The sequence below is a fragment of the Kribbella sp. NPDC050470 genome (assembly GCF_044458365.1).
Lineage (GTDB): Bacteria > Actinomycetota > Actinomycetes > Propionibacteriales > Kribbellaceae > Kribbella.
Genome location: NZ_JBITHV010000001.1, coordinates 892,941 through 910,691, shown reverse-complemented (window position 1 = coordinate 910,691; position 17,751 = coordinate 892,941). Strand labels below are relative to the sequence as shown.

Below are 17,751 nucleotides of genomic sequence, written 5' to 3'. Positions count from 1 at the left end.
TGGCCGCAGATTCGCGGACCAATTTGTGTTACCGATAAAACGGGACCGTAGAGCTGCCGGTCACTACAGTCAAGAGGTCGTCTGCGGTCAGATCGACGGCGGTCGGCGACGAGCCGCCCACACTCGATCAGCCCTGGCAGGGACCTGGCGTCTTCGCTGCCTGGTTGCCGAAACCCTCACTATTCAAGGGATTCTTCGCGCCCCCGAGGCTACCGACGACCTACCGGAGGGAGGGTCGACGGACGTCCGCAGCGATCCAGCAGCCCGATCGGCCCGACGACATGGGCGGACGGCTCGAACCTGCTTGACGTCGCGGCTCCCGCCCGCGAGTATGTGTAGATGGATTTTACCGATCAAGCATCGGTGCCACCGCGCAGGCGCGGGGCGGCCGCTGGGGGGACGTCTGGGTCGTCAAGGCCGACCATGGCCATGGTGGCGGCGCGGGTGGGAGTCTCCAAGCAGACCGTTCACTACGCCCTGAACTCCCCGGAGCGTCTCAGCCCGGCAACCTTGCGCCGGGTCCTCAAAGCGGTTGACGAGTTGGGTTATCGACCGAACCAAGCTGCCCGTTCGCTCCGAACACATTCTCCGCGCGCCGTGGGCTTTCGGCTGTTCCCGACCGAACTTCAGTCGGGCGGGATCAGTGCAAGCTATCTCTACCAACTCTCGGTAGCGGCACACCAAGCCGACCACGCGGTCTTCTGCCATGCCGCCGCCACCGACGAGGAGGAGATCCGGGTCATCCAGGAAATCTTCAGCACGAAGACCGTCGACTGCTTCGTGATCACTGTCACCCGGAACAACGACCCTCGGATCACCTTCCTGCTCGAACGCGGCATTCCCTTCGTCGCCTTCGGGCGCCCGTGGGATCACCCGATGTCGGACATGTGGTGGGTCGACGTCGACGGCGCCGCCGGTGTCGAGCAGGCAGTGCACCATCTCGCCGAACGCGGTCACCAGCGCATCGCCTACTTGGGCTGGGAAAGGCCCAGCGGCCTCGGGGACGACCGGGAGTCAGGCTGGCGCCGCGCCATGAGCTCACTCGGCCTCGCGACCCGTGGCCTCGCAGTCCGCGGGACGGACGAGATCAGCACCGGCCGGGAGCTGGCTGGTCGACTCCTCGACAAGAAGACGCCACCGACCGGATTCGTGTGCGTCAGCGACACGCTTGCGATCGGTGCGCTCCGTGCATGCCGGGAGCGGGGACTGACCGCCGGCCACGACGTTGGCGTCGTAGGATTCGACGACAGCGTCGGCGCACACGTCGCCGACCCGGGGTTGACCAGCCTCGCCCAGCCACTGGATCTGGCCGCACGACACACGATGCGCCTACTCCTGGAGTTGCTCAAGAATCCAGATGCCAAGGCCGAACAGGTCTTGCTCCGGCCCACCCTCGTGGTCCGAGAAAGCACCGTGCCCCTATGAGCCTCAGTCACGCGGAGCGGCTACAGCCCGCTGCGGTCTCGACGCCCACGGAGCGGCTGCAGGCAGGCCGGCCGGCACGCGCGTGCTGTGACGCCTGGTCCTTCTAGTGCCGGGGAGCGCCTACACCCTCTGAGTCAGACGATGGATGGCTCGAACGGCATCGAGTTCGCCGCTGCGTGCAACTGCTCGATGACCCACATCAGCCCTGCGCTCCTACATCGCCGACACCGGACGGTGAAGGCATCCAGCGCGCGTTACTAAAAGGCCTGCATCTCGACACTCGGCAGCAGGAAGTCACGCTCTCCCTCGACAAGGGTCAGTAAGCGTTAGTTGACTGAACTCTTCCGACCGCAGCTTTGCCAAGGACGAGAGCGGGCCTGCGCCGATGTTCCGGTCGCACGTGCTGCCGTGCGGGGAGGTCAAGGTCGGACGTGGGCAGCAGGCTGACGCTCGGTGCAAGCCGACCCCCGTGCGGTTCGGGCGCGGGCGATTCCTTTGGGTGGTGGCCGGGATCTACATAGCGGGAGGCGCGGCGCGCATGCGCCGGTCTCTCTCAGGTACGCCGAGAAAGAAGGGCTGATCGCCGATGAGCACTCCCGCGACGATGCGCGCGCTGCAGCAGACTTCCCTCAACGGCCCGCAGGACATGCGCCTGATCACCGACGCGCCGGTACCGAGCCCAGGTCCGAGCGACGTCCTGATCCGTGTCACCGCCGCCGGTGTCAACTTTGTCGACATCTCGCAGGCCCGTGGCATGTTCGCAGGCGGCCCGCAGCCGCCGTATCTGGCAGGCATCGAGGGCGCCGGGGAAGTCACCGCAGTCGGTGCAGGGGTGACCGGCCTGGAGCCCGGCGCGCACGTCATCGGCGTCGGCGTGAGTGGCGGCGCCTTCGCCGAGTACATGGTGCTTCCGGCGGCCGGCGCGGTGCCGGTGCCGGCGGGCTGGACCGACGAGCAGTCGCTGGGTCTGGTCGTGAACTGGCCGACCGCGCTGGCGGCGCTCAAGCCACTGGGCCGCATCGCCGCAGGGCAGACCGTGCTGATCCACGCCGCGGCCGGCGGGACCGGCCAGGCCGCGGTGAAGATGGCCAAGCACTACGGCGCGACGGTGATCGCCACGGCATCGCCGGCCAAGCACGAAGTGGTGCGGGCGCTCGGCGCTGACCACGTCATCGACTCGCGCGGCGCAGACATCGCGGCGGAGGTCTTGGGACTGACCGGCGGTGCGGGCGTCGACCTGGTGCTGGAGTCGGTCGGCGGCGCCACCCTCGAAGCCAGCCTGGCCGCGACCAAGCGGGTTACCGGCCGGGTCGTCGTCTACGGCCTGGCCGGCGGCGAAGCGGCGATCAGCAACTGGGAACTGGTCTACAAGCACCAAATCCAGCTCATCGGCCTCAACGTCGGCACCCTGATCCAGGCCGCACCGCAGATCTTCGGCGAGGTGATGGGTGAGCTGTTCGGACTCGTCGCGGACGGCGTCTTGCGCCCCAGCCGGCCCACGACCTACGAGCTGGCCGAAGGATCGAAGGTACTCGCGGAACTGGAAGCGCGGGCCACCGTAGGCAAGCTGGCACTGCTGCCCTGACGAAACCCGTGGTGCCGAGCCGGTGCCGCCGTACACCGGAGGGCCCATGACTGGAGCTGAAACAGATGACCGCAACCGCGGCGCCCGCCGTCGAGCAGAACGATGTCCACATCCCGCTGGCGAAACAATATCCGGCGCTTCTGATCGTGGACCACGCGCAAGGGCGTTGCAACACTAGGCTCGCGGCGTGACATCGCATCTGCGGGCGGCACCCGATCGAGACCGGTTCACCGACGAGACTGAGCGGTTCCGCCGGGAGTTGTTGGCGCACTGCTATCGCATGGTCGGCTCAGCGCATGATGCCGAGGACCTGGTGCAGGAGACCTATCTGCGGGCGTGGCGGTCCTACTCTGGATTCGAGGGCCGAGCGTCGATTCGGTCCTGGCTCTACAAGATCGCCACCAACGTCTGCCTGAGGGCGATGGAGCCGCGCCCGATCCGGGTGCTTCCCTCGGGGCTGGCAGGCCCGTATGACGGACCCGACCGCGCGCCGAGTCCCACTGAGCCGGGCGAGGTCTCGTGGCTGGAACCGCTGCCGGACCGGTGGATCGCCCCACCCGCCGACGACCCGGCCGCGGTGGTGGTCGCGCGCGAGTCTGTGCGGCTGGCGCTCGTCGCCAGCCTGCAACACCTGCCTGCTCGCCAACGGGCGATCCTCATCCTGCGCGAAGTGCTGGCATTCTCCGCAGCCGAGACCGCGGAGATCCTCGACACCACCACTGCGGCGGTCAAGAGCGGTCTCCAGCGCGCACGGGCCCGGATGGACACCTTGGCGCCGGAGCCCGCGGAACTGCTCGAACCGACCGATCAACGGGCACGTGCGCTGCTCGACGGCTACATCGCGGCCTTCGAGCGCTCCGATGCCGGCCTGTTGGAACAAGTGCTGCGCGCGGACGCCACGCTGGAGGCGACGCCGTTCCGCGACTGGCAGTCGGGCAGGGCGATGTGCATCCACATACTCGACACCTACGTGCTGGGCGCACCGGGCGACTGGCGAATGATCGCGACCACCGCCAACGGCCAGCCCGCCGCCGTCGTATACCACCGGAACGCCAACGGCGAGTTCCGCGCCGACGGCGCCGTGGTGCTGTCCCCCACCCCCACCGGCATCTCCAGCGTGATCAAGTTCCACGATCCCGCGCTGGTCGCGAGGTTCGGCTTCCCGGAGGTGTTCGCGCACTGACCCGCCCAATGCTACGCGAGGGTACCGCCGCCGATGGCCTCGACGTTCTCGAGATGGACTGAGCTCCAGACAGGGGCGGATGGTCTCGTCAGCGGTGTGGGAACGAACGAACTGGTGCTGGTACGGCGATGCCGACCTTGTCGCCGACGTTGAGGGGATGGTCGCCGGGGACTCGTGCCGTCAGCCGGGTCTTCTGGTCGGGCAGTTCGAGCGCGACCATGGTGTGTGGGCCGTGATAGGTGACTGAGACCACCTGTGCGGCTCGGTCGGACGGTTCGCAGAGGTCGAGTTGCTCTGGGCGGAGCATCACCAGCACGTCGCCGGTGGCTGGTTCAGCGAGCTCGAGTCGGCCGAGGGCGCAGTCGACTGTTCGGCCGTCGGCGTGTCCGTCCAGGAGCATCGCGTCGCCCAGGAACCGGCCGATCTCGGGTGTCGCCGGCTTGCCGTAGACGCTGGCCGGGCTGTCCACCTGGGCGAACCGGCCGTCGAACATGACGGCCACCTCGTCAGCGAACGACAGGGCTTCGGCTTGGTCGTGCGTGACCAGGACGGTCGTCGCACCACGCTCCGCCAGGGCCGCGAGCGTAGCTTCCCGAGTGGCGGCGCGAAGTGCTGTGTCGAGCGAGGAGAACGGCTCGTCGAGCAGCACAACTGCGGGCTCACGGGCCAGGGCCCGGGCGAGTGCGACCCGCTGCTGCTGCCCACCGGACAGCTCATCCGGTCGCCGGCGAGCCAGGTTCGCCGGAAGGCCAACAAGTTCGAGCAGTTGGCCCACCTGGGTAGCTCTGCGCCGTTCGGCCCGCGGCAACCCGAACATGATGTTGCCGGTGACATCGAGATGCGGGAACAGCGCGCCGTCCTGCCGGACATAGCCGATTCCACGCCGCTCCGGAGCGACCAGGATCGATCCGTCGGTGTACACCCGGCCATCCACCTCGATCCGCCCCTGATCGGGTCGGACGAAGCCAGCGATTGCCCGCAGCAACGTGGTCTTGCCACTCCCGGACGGACCGAGGACGGCCGTGGTGCCGCCCGCGCGCACGCTCAGGTCGACTTGGTCCAGAACGGGCGGACCGCCGTACCCGACGGACAGTCCGGTGATCGCGATACCCGGGCCGCTCATCGCTGGTCCATGACTTGACGACGCAGTACGACGGTCAGCGGAGCGGACAACGCGATCAGCGCCGCCGCGAACGGAGCGCTCGCCACGTAGTCCAGCTCGTCACTCGCGGACCAGAAGGCCGTTGCCAACGTCTCGGTACCGGTCGGCGCGAGCAGCAGAGTTGCGGTGAGCTCGGTCGATGCGGCAAGGAACACCAAGACGAATCCGGTCAGCGCGGACGGCGACACCAGCGGGAGAACCACACGGACGAGAGTACTGAGACCAGAGACCCCGAGCGAGCGCGACGCCTCGATGAGCTCAGGCGGCGCTGCGGCCATGCCGGACCGCCAGGCGATCAAGGCACGAGGCAGGAAAAGCACCGTGTAAGCAAGCACCGCGAGCCCGGCGGTCTGGTACACCGGACGAGCCCACTGCACCGCCAGCGTCACCAACGCCAGCCCGATCACCACGCCGGGGAGAGCACTCGCCACATACGTCACCCGCTCCACCATCAGTGCGAGCCGAGACGGGTACCGCTGCAACAGCCACGCCACAGGCAACGCTGCGACCGACGCCACGAGACCTGCCATGGTCGCCAGGCCGACTGTGGAACCTGTCGCAGCCAGCAGCAGCCCGACGTCCACCGCGCTCGACGCGATCGCCCGTAGCAACCAACGCAGTACCAGGATCAGCGGCACGATCAGCGCCAGGCCGACCAGCGCGGCAAGCGCGACGACCGACGGGATGGTCAACCCGCCCAGCCGATAAGCGATCGGTCGTTGCCTTGCGCCCGAACCGATGCGTGCGATCCGTGTATGTCCGCGCAGCGGCACCTCGAGGGCCAGCACCCCCAAACACAGCACCACCAGTACGGCGGCCAGCACGCTGCCGGCGGCGTTGCTGAACCCGACCGCGAACTGCTGCAAGATCGCCGTGGTGAAGGTGGGATACCGCATCATCTGCAGTACGCCGAACTCGGCAAGCAAATGCAGTGCCACCAGCAGCGCACCACCCGCGACCGCCGGGCGCAACTGTGGCATCACCACCCGCAACACTGCGCCGACCGCCGAGCGGCCAAGCGACCGTGCGACGTCAAGATGTCCCTGGTCGAGTGCCCGCAGCAGGGCGGCGGCCGGCAGGAAGACGAACGGGTAGTAGGCGAGCGTCGTGATGAACACCGCACCGCCGAGCCCCTGGACCGATGGCAGTACTGATGTCCAGGCGTAGCTGCTGACGAAAGCGGGGATCGCGAGCGGAGCCAGCAGAAGCGTGCGCCATACTCCGGCGCCAGGCAGTGACGTTCGCTCGACCAACCAGGCCGCGCCGCAGCCCAGCAGCACCGTCAGCGGAACGGTCAGCACGATCAGGAGCACGGTGTTGACCAGCAACTCGGCCGTTCTCGGACGCAGCAACAGCCGGGTCAGCTCGCCACCGGCCGACACTGCCTGGTCGACCACAACCAGGACCGGAACGACCATCACTACGGCGACCAGCACCGCGGACACAACAACGAACCACGGCCCCCGGCGCGACCGAACCCCAGCGGGCGCAGTCAGCGGTCCCGCCAAAGGCGCCTCGCGGAGGTCAGAGGATCCCGGCATCGGTCATCAGTGCGTTCACCTTGTCGGAGTTCAGCGTGAACGGGTCGACCGGCGGCGCCTGCAGGCTGTTCAACGGCGGAAGCGCGGGCGCGGAGGCCACGCCGATACCGACCGCGTACTCCATCGAGTTCGAGTCGACCAGCACCTGCTGACCGGCCTTGCTGGTGATGAAGGCCAGGAACTTGTGCGCCTCGGCAGCCTTCTTCGCCGACGCCAGCACGGCGCCGCCCGACAGTGACACGAACGCGCCGGGGTCCTGGTTGCGGAAGTAGTGCAGGGCCGTGTTGCCACTGCCTTCCTTGGTGCCTGCCTGGTCGCGATACCAGTAGTAGTGGTAGATCACGCCGCACTCGATCTCGCCCGCATTGACCGACTTCATCGTCGCGATGTTGTTCTGCAGCGCCCGGGCATTGTCCTTCAGACCCTGCAGCCAGTCGGTGGTCTTCTGCTCGCCCTGACCTGCGAGCATGCCGGCGACGATGGCCTGGAAGTCCGCTCCCCCGGGCGCACAGCCCCAACGGTCCTTCCACTGCGGCTGGGCCAGATCCATCAGCGACTTCGGCAGATCATCCTTGGTCACCTTGCTCGTGTTGTAGACCAGCACCGTCGAGCGGGCGGCGATCGACGTCCAGGCCTTCGAGGACGGCGTCAGGTTGGCCGGCACCTGAGCCCGGGTTGCTGCGTCCAGCGGGGCGAGCAGTTTGTTCCGCTCGACCAGCGTCATCGCGGGACTGTTCTCGGTGAGGAACACGTCGGCCGGCGACTCGGACCCTTCGGCGACCAGTTGGTGACCCATCGACGAGTCGGCGCCCTTCCGGATCTGCACCTTGATCCCGGTCGCCGTGGTGAACGCCTCGGCCCACGCTGTGGTGAGGTTCTGGTGCTGCGCCGAGTAGACCTGCAAGGACCCTGGGTCGGCGACGTATGCCTCCGCCCCGTCCTCCTTGCCCTCGGCCCGGCACCCCACCAGCCCTGCGGCGCCAAGGGCACCCAGCCCGGTCAGGAACGTGCGTCGACGCATGTCATGTCCTCTCTCAACGGTTGCCTGGCCGCAAGGCGACGAAGGGTCACTGCGACTGTCGGTACGGGCGACACCCGCCGGCGCAGGACGTAGTTGCTGGCCGCACTGAACACCAGACCGATCGCGATCGCGGCAGTGAACTGGATGATCGGTCCGCTGAAGACCTCGAACACCTGGAACTGCACCAGGTAGATGTGCAGGGACGCGGCCGCCAGTACGGCGAGGGGGCGAACAAGCACTCGCGGTACCGGCAACGCCGGAACCAGCGCCAGGACGGTCAGGCCGACCATGATCGCCAGATTGCGTTCTCCCTCGCCGATGAAGAACTCGACGGCGGCGACGACGGCCACCACCGTCGTGACCAGGCGGCGCTTCCGGCTGTCGGCGACCGCTATCGCGACTCCCGCGACGAACAACCAGGCGACCGTGCCGGGCAGACCGCGTAGCGGCCCGGGGTAGAGCGAAAGCACCACGTAGCGAGGCACCAGCAGGATGACGAGAGCGATCATCGCTGTGCGCCAGGGGTCGGCGGCGTACGCGGCCCTGATCCGTGGAACGGCCAGCACGGCAACGGTGCCGATGATGATGACCACCAAGGCCTCGACGAACCAGAAGATATTGAGCTCGAGCGGCCGCACGAGCCAGTGCACCATCGCCACGTTCGACCAGCCGGCCGATCCGAACCCGAACAGCATCACCGCAGCGACCGTTACCGAGGGCACCACGACCGCGACGGCGATCCGAGCGGTCCGCCGTACGCGATCCGCCGTCGTCGGCGACGAAAGCACATACTTGGCAAACAGGAAGCCGGCCACCGCCATCAGAATGTGCGCTCCCCCAGCCAGCTTGAACAGCCCGACGTGACTTCCGCAGATCGTGACCACGGCAAGGCCCCGCAACAGGACGGTGGTCTCGACCTGCTGAAGCAGCGGATGCCACCTGCGAGCGCGCGACCGCCCGTCGGCCATCGCGAGCAGTTCGCGGACCGGCCGGTGATGCCAGTCGGGTGGCAGATCGCCGAGCAGACGGGTCAGGCCGACCGACGCCGCGACGTGGCTGAAGGAGTCACCGCCCAGCTCGACGAACGACCGATCCGGGTCGACGCCGCCACGACCGACCAACGGCGCCAGTACGGCGACCACCGCACTGAAGGTGTCACCTGATTCGACGGAGGTCTCGGTGGTGTGCAGCTCGGCGCAGGTCCGGCGGTCGGGCTTGCCGTTGGGCAGCATCGGGAGCTCGTCGACCACGCGGACCGAGACCACGGATCGGCCGAGTCCGGAGACCAGAGCGGCCCGCTCGCGGATCATGTCGGGAGTCGGCCCGCTGCCCCGATACGTCACCTGGAGCTGGTCGTCGGTGCCGGTGACACAACACTGCAGCCCATGTCCACGAAGGGTGCGCTCGACCTGGCCGAGGTCGATCCGGATCCCGACGATCTTCACGAAGTCCGAGCGCCGCCCGACGATCCGGACCAGACCGTCGGCATCGATCCGGGCCAGGTCACCGGTCCGCAGTTCGGTGTGCATTCGGCCCAGTGCGAGGTCGTCGGGGTGTTCGGCGTACCCGAGCATCACACCCGGACCACTGAACACGAGTTCGCCCACCGGACTGCCGGCTGAGTTCGCGGCTTGCTCTACCCCAGTCGGGTCAAGCCTGAAAGCGGACCCCGCGATCGGCCGGCCGACTGCGTCCGGGCTTCGCTCTGCGAGCTCCGGTGGAAGGACCGCCATCCGGGCAGTGGCCTCGGTCTGGCCGTACATCACCGCCAGTCCCCAACCTGCCGCTCGGCCCCGGGCCGCGATCGCGCGGACTCGATCCGGCGGGAGTGCACCGCCCGCCTGGGCAAGCAGGCGCAGAGACGGCAGGTCGTCCAGTACGCCGAGCGAGTCCAGCAGATCCACCACATGCGGGGTGCCCGCGAGCATGGTGACCCGCTGCCGACGCAACTCGTCGGGGAACCCCGGCTCGGTCACCGATCCAGACCACAACACGGTGGTTGCCCCCGCCTGCAGCTGGGCGTGGAGCACAGAGAGGCCGAAGCAGTAGTGCAGCGGCAGCGAGGTGACCGCGCGGTCGTCGGGAGTGATCGACAACGCGGCCGCGATCGCCTTCGCGTTGCTGACCAGATTGCTGTGACTGAGCCGGACCAGCTTCGGTGAGCCGGTGCTGCCCGACGTACTGAGCAACAGCGCGAGATCCGGATGAAGCAGGTGCCTCGGCCCGACGTCCGGCGACGTGGGCTCGAAGGTGCCGTCGGCCCGCAGCCAAACGTCCGGCGGATAGGCGGTGGTGATCAGCCGATGCTGGGGCGGCGTCACCAAGGCCACATGGCCCGCCGCCAGCACCGCAAGGTAGGCAAGCACGAGGTCGCGCTCTGGCGCCAGCGGCACATGAACCAGTCGCCGCCCGGTGTGGGCGGGAGGCAGCAAGGCGGTGAGCGCGGCCAGCCGCTCGGTCAGTTCCCCGTACGTGAGGCTTCCGGCCGAATCGATCAGGGCAAGGCGATCCGCTTCGGCCGTGTCTGACACCGGGACGGCGGCGCACGCCCGCCGCGAATCCAGCAGGGACACAAGGTGAGGCTAACCTAAGGTCTTATGGCCGTCCAGGCGTCGAGAATCACGGTGCTCACTGCCGGTTTGACGGTCGCCGACAGTAAATTACTGGACCTGCTGGACGACCGTGATCGACTGCGCATCGACCGCATCGCAGGTGAAGCCGATCGCGCCCGAATCCTGATCGGTGCGGCATTACTGCGTTCGGTCGCAGGCTCCATGCTCGGCATCCCGGCCCGAGAGGTCGTCGTCGATCGCACCTGCCCGGAATGCGGCGGCTGGCACGGCCGCCCAACCCTGCCCGGCACCGATCTGGACGTGTCGGTCTCCCACAGCGGAATGGTGGTCGCCGTCGCGGTCCTTCCTGGCGGCGGCCGAGTCGGAGTCGACGTCGAGCGGATCAACGACCGCCCGGTTCCAGAGGTGATCGCCTGGACACTCACCGAAGCCCAGTTCAAAGCCGGCGGCGGATCCGGCCTGACCATTCACCGCCTCCCGGACCCCGCACCCGGACACGTGATGACACTGGCCACCAACCAGCCCACCGCCGGTGTCACCGTGGTCGAATCAAGTGGATTGCTTCGCCGTACGGCGGCGCCCGGCGAGGACCACGATCCCGAGTAGTGCCGGGAGCGTCCGGGCCGAGCACCTCGCCCGGCTCCGCGACGAGCGCGAGCCCCTCGAGGGCGTTGCGCGTGCCGAACCGCATGGTGAGGCCGATTGCCTCGATGGTCGCCATGCCGCAACGGCGGCCGGTGCTGAATCCAGCCTGAGCAGATGCGTTCAGCCGGGACTCATCGCCTGGAGATGGGGGATGCCGGCGCTCGTGGGCGAAGACGAACTGCAGATGCGCCCCGGGACCTCTCGCCGTCCTGGGTATCGTCGCGGCGCTCCGCCAACGCGCGGTCTGGGCAAGCCTGCTCATCGTCGGCGGCCTCGCGCTCGGCCTCGGCAGCAGCAGCTACCTCGACTGAGCGACTGCGCGATCGCCTCGCGGGAGGCGGACCTCGAAGGTGGACGCGGCGGTGATGCGGATCGTGCCACGGTGACGCCGGATCACTTCGGCGACGATCGCCAGCCCCAAGCCGGTGCCGCCGGTCTCGCGGGAACGAGCGGAGGTCAGACGGACAAAGCGGTCGAAGACCCGGAAGCGGTCCTCCGGCGGGATCCCCGGGCCGTCGTCGGAGACTATGAGGACGACGGTGCCGGCGGACTCGGTCAACGCGAAGGAGATCCGGCTGCGAGCGTAGCAAGCCGCGTTGTCGGCGAGATTGTGGATCATCCGGGCGAGGGCGCCCTCGTCACCCAGCACCTGGCCGGCCGAGACCGCCGAGGTGTCGATCGTCAGGCTCGTTGCTCTACGCAACCATTCGGCCTCGGCGAAGAGCAGGTCGTCGAGATCCACCGGAGTCAGGCGTGGTTCGGTGTGGTCCTCGTCGGACCGGGCCAGCAGCAGGAGATCGTCGACGAGCTGCTGCAGTCGCAGGTCCTCGTCGAGGACGATCGCAGCCAGCTCGTCGACAGTCGTGCGCTCCGGATGAGCTTGCGCCACCTCGGCATGCTGGCGGATCGCCGCGATCGGTGACCGCAACTCGTGCGACGCATCGGACACGAACCGCTGCCGGCTCTCGTGCGAGCTCTGCAGCCGGTCGAGCATCCGGTTCATCGTCCGCGCCAGCAGGCCGATCTCATCCCTGCGTACGGCGGGCACCCGGCGATGCAACTCGCCGGCTGTGATCTCGTCGACCTCACGCCGGATCGCGCTCACCGGCGCCAGCATGCGCCCGGTCACGGCCCACGTCACGCCACCGACGACCAGCATCATCACCGGCACCCCGACCACCAGCACCCGGCTCACGAACCGCGTCGAGTCCAGTACGTCGACCAGCGGCCGCCCGACGATCACCTCTCCACCGGACTCCAACGACGACGCCGCGAACACGAAGTCCTCCGGATAGCCGGACGGCTCGACCGTCACGCACGCCGGGCCCGGCGACGCCAGCCTTCCGATGTCCTTGCCGCCGACCACCACGCCGGACCGGTCGATCACCTGCACCAACTCGGTGCTCGTCGACGACGCTCGTACGGCGGACCCGGACAACTCCGCCGCACGCTCCCGAACGGCGGTGCAGACCTGGGCCGTCAGCACCGAGCCGAGCAGGGTCACCAGGACGAAGGCACCCGCCAAGAGAGCCAGTCCCACGACCAGTACGGCGGCCAGCGTCACTCGGATCCGCATGTCGCCAACCGATAGCCCGAGCCACGCACCGTAGTGATGCACCGCTCCCCAACCTTCGTCCGAAGGCGACGGACGTACACCTCGACGATGTTCGGGTCGCCCTCGAAGTCGTAGTCCCAGACGTGATCCAGAATCATCCGCTTCGACACCACCTGACCACACCGACGAATCAGGAACTCCAGCACCGACAGCTCCCTCGCCGTCAGCACCAACTCGACCTCCCCGCGCCAGGCCCGCCGCGACGCCGGATCGAGGCGGAGCTCACCGGCCTCCAGCACCGCCGGTCGCTCGGCAGCGCCTCGCCGTACCAACGCCCGCAACCTTGCGATCAGGACGGCGTACGAGAACGGCTTGGTCAGGTAGTCGTCCGCACCCGCGTCCAGCGCCCGGATCTGATCGGTCTCAGCATCCCTTGCCGTGAGCATCAAGATCGGTGTCCACATCCGCTCGGCCCGCAACGTCGCGCAGATCTCGAACCCGTCGATCTCCGGCAACATCAGATCCAGCAGGACGACGTCGTACCCGTGCTCGCGCGCGAACCACAACCCGTCGGTGCCGGTCAGCGCCACGTCGACGGCGTACCCCTCCGCCTCCAACCCGTTCCGCAGACCGGTCGCGAGCCGCGGCTCGTCCTCCACCACCAGAGCGCGCATCAGCCACCTCCAGCCGATCCTCTCCCATTCTCGCTGAATCCCGGCTGAATGCACCGTTTCAGCTCGGGTTCAGCACCCCCGGCCTATCGTCCGCCTATGAAGACCATCGAGGCGATCGGGCTCAGCAAGCGGTACGGCGCGCGCAACGCCCTCGACGGACTCACGTTCGCCGCGAGCGCCGGCGAGGTGATCGGCTTGCTCGGCCCGAACGGCGCGGGGAAGACGACCACGATCCGCCTGCTCACAACGATTCTCGAGCCGACGAGCGGGACCTTCTCTGTGGCGGGCATTCCAGGCGATCAAGCAGCCCGGATCAGGCACCGGATCGGCGTGCTGCCGGAGAGCGCGGGCTATCCAGGCCGGCAGACCGGTGGCGAGTACCTGCGCTATGCGGCCCGCTTGTTCGGCCGGAGCCGCCGAGACGCACGCACTGTTGCCGAACGGTTGCTCAGCGACGTCGGACTCAGTGACCGCGCGGACGCACGGATCTCGTCGTACAGCAGGGGCATGAGGCAACGGCTCGGCATCGCTCGGGCCCTGATCAACGAGCCCGCGGTCGTGTTCCTCGATGAGCCGACTCTCGGCCTGGACCCGGCGGGCCAGCGCGAGATCCTCACCACCATCTCCGACCTCGCGGCACGTGGAGGCGCGACCGTCGTGTTGTCGACACACACATTGCCGGAGGTCGAGCAGGTCTGCAGCAGCGTCGTCGTCCTCGACCACGGGAAGCTGCGCACGGCCGGAGCGACCGACGAAGTCGTCGCCGGTACCGGAAGCCTGAGCGCGGCATTCCTCGAGCTCACAGAGGCCGGCCATGACTAGCTGGACAGTCATCGCCGAGCGCGAGAGTCGGGACCTGTGGGTCGGCGGACGCGGGCCTGTGCTGGTGTTCGGGTACAGCGTGTTGCTCAGCGCGATGACCTACCTGGCCGCGACCAACCAGGCGATGAACTTCCTCGAGCAGCGTGAGGCGGTCAACCTCACCGTCCAGGTCGGGCTCGCGGTCGGCGTACTGCTCACCGTCGTGGTCAGCGCCGACGCGATCAGTGGCGAACGGGAACGCGGCACCTTCGAAACGCTGCTGCTCACACCGGTGTCGCGACGTGCGATCGTGGTCGGCAAGCTCGCAGCCGCGTCGACCATGTGGCTGTCCTGCCTCGTCATCACACTCCCCTACCTCTGGGTGCTCGGCCGCGGCGTCGCGGGCGCCGGCCCGGCCGCGGTACTCGCCCTGACCGTCGGCAGCTTGGTCGCGGTCGGCCTCGGCGGGATCGGTCTCCTGATCAGCGCGATCACGAACTCCAACAAGACCAGCCTCGCCTGCGGACTGCTGCTACTGCTCGTGCTGTTCGCCCCGACCCAGCTTCCGGCGCTGCCGAAGACCGGGATCGGCGAGGCGATCACCCGTGCCAACCCGATCGGGTCGGCCTTGCACTACATCTCCCAGATCCTCGTGAGCCGACGCGGTTGGACACACGACCTCAGCTACCTTGCCGCTCCGGTCGTGGTCGCCCTGGTCGCCGCCACCGTCCTGATCCTGGCCGGCCCTCGACTCGCCCGGCTGACCGCGGGGCTGAAATGAACCTGCTCGCGATACTGCTCCTGACCGCACCTGACCCGGCCATCAGCATGAATCAGGACGAACTCGGCGCCGTCGTCGGCCAGACAGTCACGGTGGAGTCGGTCATCAGCGACTCCGGACCGGCGATCGCCCACCTCAACGTCGCCAGCGTCGACGGCGTGTACGTCGACCTCGAAGACTGGAGTCAAGACGTCACCAAACCCGTACCACCCGGCGCGGAAACCCACCTCGACTGGGAATTCCAAGCCGTCAACCCCGGCCGCTTCGTCGTCTACGTCGTCCTCGTTCCCCGAACCGGCAAACTCGTCGCCGGCCCACCGGTCCACATAACAGTCTCCAACCGCGAAGCCCTCGACACCGCCGGCGCACTCCCCGTCGCCATCACAGTCCCCACTCTCCTCGGCCTCGCAGCCCTCGCAGCCCGCCGTCGTACGGCGACCTAGGACGGCGCTCGGTGCCCCGCAGTCGCTGCTTCAGTCCGCTCCGGGGCTCGCGCATCCGGCGTGGTCGCCGGACGGTAGGCGGATCGCGTTCAGTACGACGGGAACCGACTCGACGTCATGACGCTGGCCGACTCGTCCGTGATCAGAGTGGGCTGCAATCTCGACCATCCGATCTGGCACACCGACAACCACTCGCTGATCGTCCAGGACAGCAGCCTGCCCGGATCGCCGCTCGCCCGCGTCGATGCGAGCGAACAGGGCGCGCGGATCGCAATCATCGACGGTTCCGAGGGTGCGACGCATCCGACGCCTTCGCCGGCGGGCGGCTGGCTGGCGTATGTGCCGCAGGGCACCGTTGGTCAGGTCGCTCTCCTGCCGCGCGACGGTGGGGCGGCGACGATGGTCGACCTTGGATTCGTGCAGGGCACGGTCATCGCCGATCTCGCGTGGGACACCGTCGGCGTGCGCCTCGGCGTACTCAGCAAGAGCTCCGGACGCGACATCATCCATTCCTTCAACGCGTTGCACGTTCTCGGCGGTGGTCAGGTCGACCTGGGAGCCGGCATCTACAACACGACCACCGAGACGTTCGCCGACTTGACCTGGCAGGGCCGCAATGTCGTCATCGGCGACACCCCGGCAACCACTGGACCGGACGTGTCGATCCCGTTCGACAGGTCCGCCCTGATCGGCGAGTTCGTTCAGTGCTACCTCGACGGCGAGTACCTCGGCTCGTGTACGTCGCCCTTCACGGCGACCGGATTGTCGAGTGGCCGGCACACGCTCCAGATCCAGACCACCAACCTCGGGAGCGGGCCCTACGGCTACAGCGGCTACGCCACCCGCACGTTCACTGTTCAGTAGTCACCTGATCTGGGAGATCTCTCGTCCAAGCGTCGGCGAATCACCGATGCCGGCTCGTCCTCCAGCAGCTGGCGAAGGCCGAGCCGGACGACCTCGTGGTCGTCGAGCAAAAGGACCCTGATCGTCATGAGAACGTGGCCATCCGGCCCTGCTGCCTCGGGTCGTCCTGCCCTGCTCGCCTCGACGGATTCCTGGTTGTCTGGAGCTGCAGGAACCAAGCGGAAGGCGGCATCCCCATGGGCACCGGGTCGCGCTCCCTGAACGTGCCGGGTGACCTCGGCATCAGGGTCAGGCAACGCCGAACGGCACTCGGCCTGAGTACGGCGGAGGTCGCCGAACGCGCCGACATGAGCGCTCGCCGGATCGAGCGGATCGAGACCAGCCCGGGCATGCTGACGGCCCGCGACCTGGTCAGGCTGGCCCACGCGCTCGACACCACGGTCAGCGACCTGTGCGCCCCGCCGCGGCCCCGGACAGCCAGGGCGACGCGACTCGTACCCCTGCTCGAGCCGATGCGCCGCGACGAATGCGTCGAGCTGATCGAGTCCGGAGTTGTCGGCCGGATCGCCTTCAACCGCGACGACGAACTGATCGTGATCCCGATCAACTACTGCTACCTGAACGACCTCATCATCTTCCGCACCGCGGCCGACAGCGCCGTCGCGCAGTACGACGTTGCTCCGATCGCCTTCGAGCTGGACTCCATCGACGAGGGCGTGATGGACGGTTGGAGCGTCCTGGTGAACGGCACGGTCCGTCCCGCCACCGACGGGGAAGCCGAAGCGGCAGGTAGCCGAGTCGACCCCTGGGCCGGCGGCACCCGAGACACCTACGTCGCCATCGCCCCCCACCGAATCACCGGCCGCCGCATCCGCTCCTGGTGACCGAACGCTCCCGGGCAGGGGTCGTACGTCGCCTGCTGACCCGTCAAGGACGGCACTGAGTACTACTTCAAGGGCTACAGCGGAAAGTGGCACGGCGTCGTTGCCGACTGACCTCCGCAGTTCGGACGACAGTCAGAGGTCCAGTTCGTGTTCGGAGGCGGAACGACAAGCTGAACCCGTCGCGCGTCGGGTTGCGTCGGTACGAGCTCTTCGGCAGTCGTGTGGTGCGGGACGATTGCGACTGGCACCACGTTCAGGTTCTCGGCGCTGCCGTCGACCTCGACCACAACCGGACCACCCCGGTTCCAGGTGCTCATCTCTGCCTGCCTCTCGACCCGCCCCGCAGCGGTGGTGATCCGGGCGTGCCGATCAGGCACCGCCACGGGAGCCAGAGCCTGGCGCCGGTTCGGCCTGATCGTCATCATCGTTGTCCTGTCCGGTCGTTCCCATGTCGATCGTCCGGCTGCCGAAGGCTGACGGAGCAGAGCCGCTCGTCCCCGCAGGAGGTGCCGCAGAACCCTACGTCTCGGGGCCGATGCCCGCGGCCCGAAGACCGGTGCGGCCGGGACCTTCGGCTCTGGGAGCAAGGTCTCCGGCGCGGGATCGTCACGTTG

16 protein-coding genes and 1 pseudogene are annotated in these 17,751 nt (G+C 68.0%); 11 read left to right on the top strand and 6 right to left on the bottom strand.

Features of this window, described 5'->3' with window-relative positions:
* Positions 1-339: 339 nt before the first annotated feature.
* The 5 genes and pseudogenes from ACIBGM_RS04340 to ACIBGM_RS04320 form a co-directional block, all read left to right on the top strand.
* Positions 340-546, top strand: a pseudogene (locus ACIBGM_RS04340) (LacI family DNA-binding transcriptional regulator); the annotation flags it as partial.
* A 51-nt stretch (positions 547-597) separates the two neighbouring features.
* Positions 598-1,425 (top strand): substrate-binding domain-containing protein, encoded by an 828-nt coding sequence (locus tag ACIBGM_RS04335; RefSeq protein ID WP_360517582.1) that lies wholly within the window; start codon positions 598-600, stop codon positions 1,423-1,425.
* Between the two features lie 586 nt (positions 1,426-2,011).
* On the top strand, positions 2,012-3,010 hold the full coding sequence (locus ACIBGM_RS04330; protein WP_396384455.1) for an NADPH:quinone oxidoreductase family protein: 999 nt from the start codon (positions 2,012-2,014) through the stop codon (positions 3,008-3,010).
* A gap of 65 nt (positions 3,011-3,075) precedes the next feature.
* Positions 3,076-3,201 carry a hypothetical protein gene (locus tag ACIBGM_RS04325; protein WP_396384454.1) on the top strand — a complete coding sequence of 42 codons (126 nt, stop codon included), beginning with the start codon at positions 3,076-3,078 and terminating at the stop codon, positions 3,199-3,201.
* Positions 3,198-4,193, top strand: coding sequence for a sigma-70 family RNA polymerase sigma factor (locus ACIBGM_RS04320; RefSeq protein WP_396384453.1), 996 nt, complete (start codon positions 3,198-3,200; stop codon positions 4,191-4,193). The genes ACIBGM_RS04325 and ACIBGM_RS04320 overlap by 4 nt, the downstream gene beginning before the upstream one ends.
* Before the next feature lie 88 nt (positions 4,194-4,281).
* Here ACIBGM_RS04320 and ACIBGM_RS04315 read toward each other — a convergent pair whose 3' ends face one another.
* The 4 genes from ACIBGM_RS04315 to ACIBGM_RS04300 all read right to left on the bottom strand — a co-directional run bounded on the left by ACIBGM_RS04315 (position 4,282) and on the right by ACIBGM_RS04300 (position 10,490).
* Entirely contained in the window at positions 4,282-5,316 is a 1,035-nt protein-coding gene (locus ACIBGM_RS04315) for an ABC transporter ATP-binding protein (protein ID WP_360517502.1), read from the bottom strand.
* A complete protein-coding gene (locus ACIBGM_RS04310; RefSeq protein ID WP_396384452.1) occupies positions 5,313-6,800 on the bottom strand; it encodes an ABC transporter permease in 1,488 nt (495 codons plus the stop codon). Before ACIBGM_RS04310 ends, ACIBGM_RS04315 begins: the two co-directional genes overlap by 4 nt.
* Before the next feature lie 79 nt (positions 6,801-6,879).
* A complete protein-coding gene (locus tag ACIBGM_RS04305) occupies positions 6,880-7,917 on the bottom strand; it encodes an iron ABC transporter substrate-binding protein (protein ID WP_396384451.1) in 1,038 nt (345 codons plus the stop codon).
* Complete coding sequence (locus tag ACIBGM_RS04300) at positions 7,896-10,490, bottom strand: AMP-binding protein (RefSeq protein WP_396384450.1); 2,595 nt, start codon at positions 10,488-10,490, stop codon at positions 7,896-7,898. Before ACIBGM_RS04300 ends, ACIBGM_RS04305 begins: the two co-directional genes overlap by 22 nt.
* A 24-nt stretch (positions 10,491-10,514) precedes the next feature.
* On the opposite strand from ACIBGM_RS04300, the gene ACIBGM_RS04295 reads away from it, so the two are divergent.
* Positions 10,515-11,096 (top strand): 4'-phosphopantetheinyl transferase family protein, encoded by a 582-nt coding sequence (locus ACIBGM_RS04295; RefSeq protein ID WP_396384449.1) that lies wholly within the window; start codon positions 10,515-10,517, stop codon positions 11,094-11,096.
* Between the two features lie 337 nt (positions 11,097-11,433).
* Here ACIBGM_RS04295 and ACIBGM_RS04290 read toward each other — a convergent pair whose 3' ends face one another.
* Together ACIBGM_RS04290 and ACIBGM_RS04285 are read right to left on the bottom strand one after the other, a co-directional pair.
* Positions 11,434-12,711, bottom strand: coding sequence for a sensor histidine kinase (locus tag ACIBGM_RS04290; RefSeq protein ID WP_396384448.1), 1,278 nt, complete (start codon positions 12,709-12,711; stop codon positions 11,434-11,436).
* Positions 12,696-13,364, bottom strand: a complete 669-nt coding sequence (locus ACIBGM_RS04285; RefSeq protein ID WP_360517484.1) for a response regulator transcription factor — start codon at positions 13,362-13,364, stop codon at positions 12,696-12,698. The genes ACIBGM_RS04290 and ACIBGM_RS04285 overlap by 16 nt, the downstream gene beginning before the upstream one ends.
* Before the next feature lie 96 nt (positions 13,365-13,460).
* On the opposite strand from ACIBGM_RS04285, the gene ACIBGM_RS04280 reads away from it, so the two are divergent.
* The 5 genes from ACIBGM_RS04280 (at position 13,461) to ACIBGM_RS04260 (ending at position 17,137) form a co-directional block, all read left to right on the top strand.
* Positions 13,461-14,186, top strand: coding sequence for an ABC transporter ATP-binding protein (locus ACIBGM_RS04280; protein ID WP_396384447.1), 726 nt, complete (start codon positions 13,461-13,463; stop codon positions 14,184-14,186).
* Complete coding sequence (locus ACIBGM_RS04275) at positions 14,179-14,946, top strand: ABC transporter permease (protein WP_396384446.1); 768 nt, start codon at positions 14,179-14,181, stop codon at positions 14,944-14,946. Before ACIBGM_RS04280 ends, ACIBGM_RS04275 begins: the two co-directional genes overlap by 8 nt.
* The gene (locus tag ACIBGM_RS04270) at positions 14,943-15,389 is read left to right on the top strand and encodes a hypothetical protein (protein ID WP_396384445.1); all 447 of its coding nucleotides are present in this window, start codon (positions 14,943-14,945) and stop codon (positions 15,387-15,389) included. The genes ACIBGM_RS04275 and ACIBGM_RS04270 overlap by 4 nt, the downstream gene beginning before the upstream one ends.
* 117 nt (positions 15,390-15,506) lie before the next feature.
* Positions 15,507-16,253 (top strand): hypothetical protein, encoded by a 747-nt coding sequence (locus ACIBGM_RS04265; RefSeq protein WP_396384444.1) that lies wholly within the window; start codon positions 15,507-15,509, stop codon positions 16,251-16,253.
* A gap of 236 nt (positions 16,254-16,489) precedes the next feature.
* Positions 16,490-17,137, top strand: a complete 648-nt coding sequence (locus tag ACIBGM_RS04260; protein ID WP_360517469.1) for a pyridoxamine 5'-phosphate oxidase family protein — start codon at positions 16,490-16,492, stop codon at positions 17,135-17,137.
* The last annotated feature ends 614 nt before the right edge of the window (positions 17,138-17,751 follow it).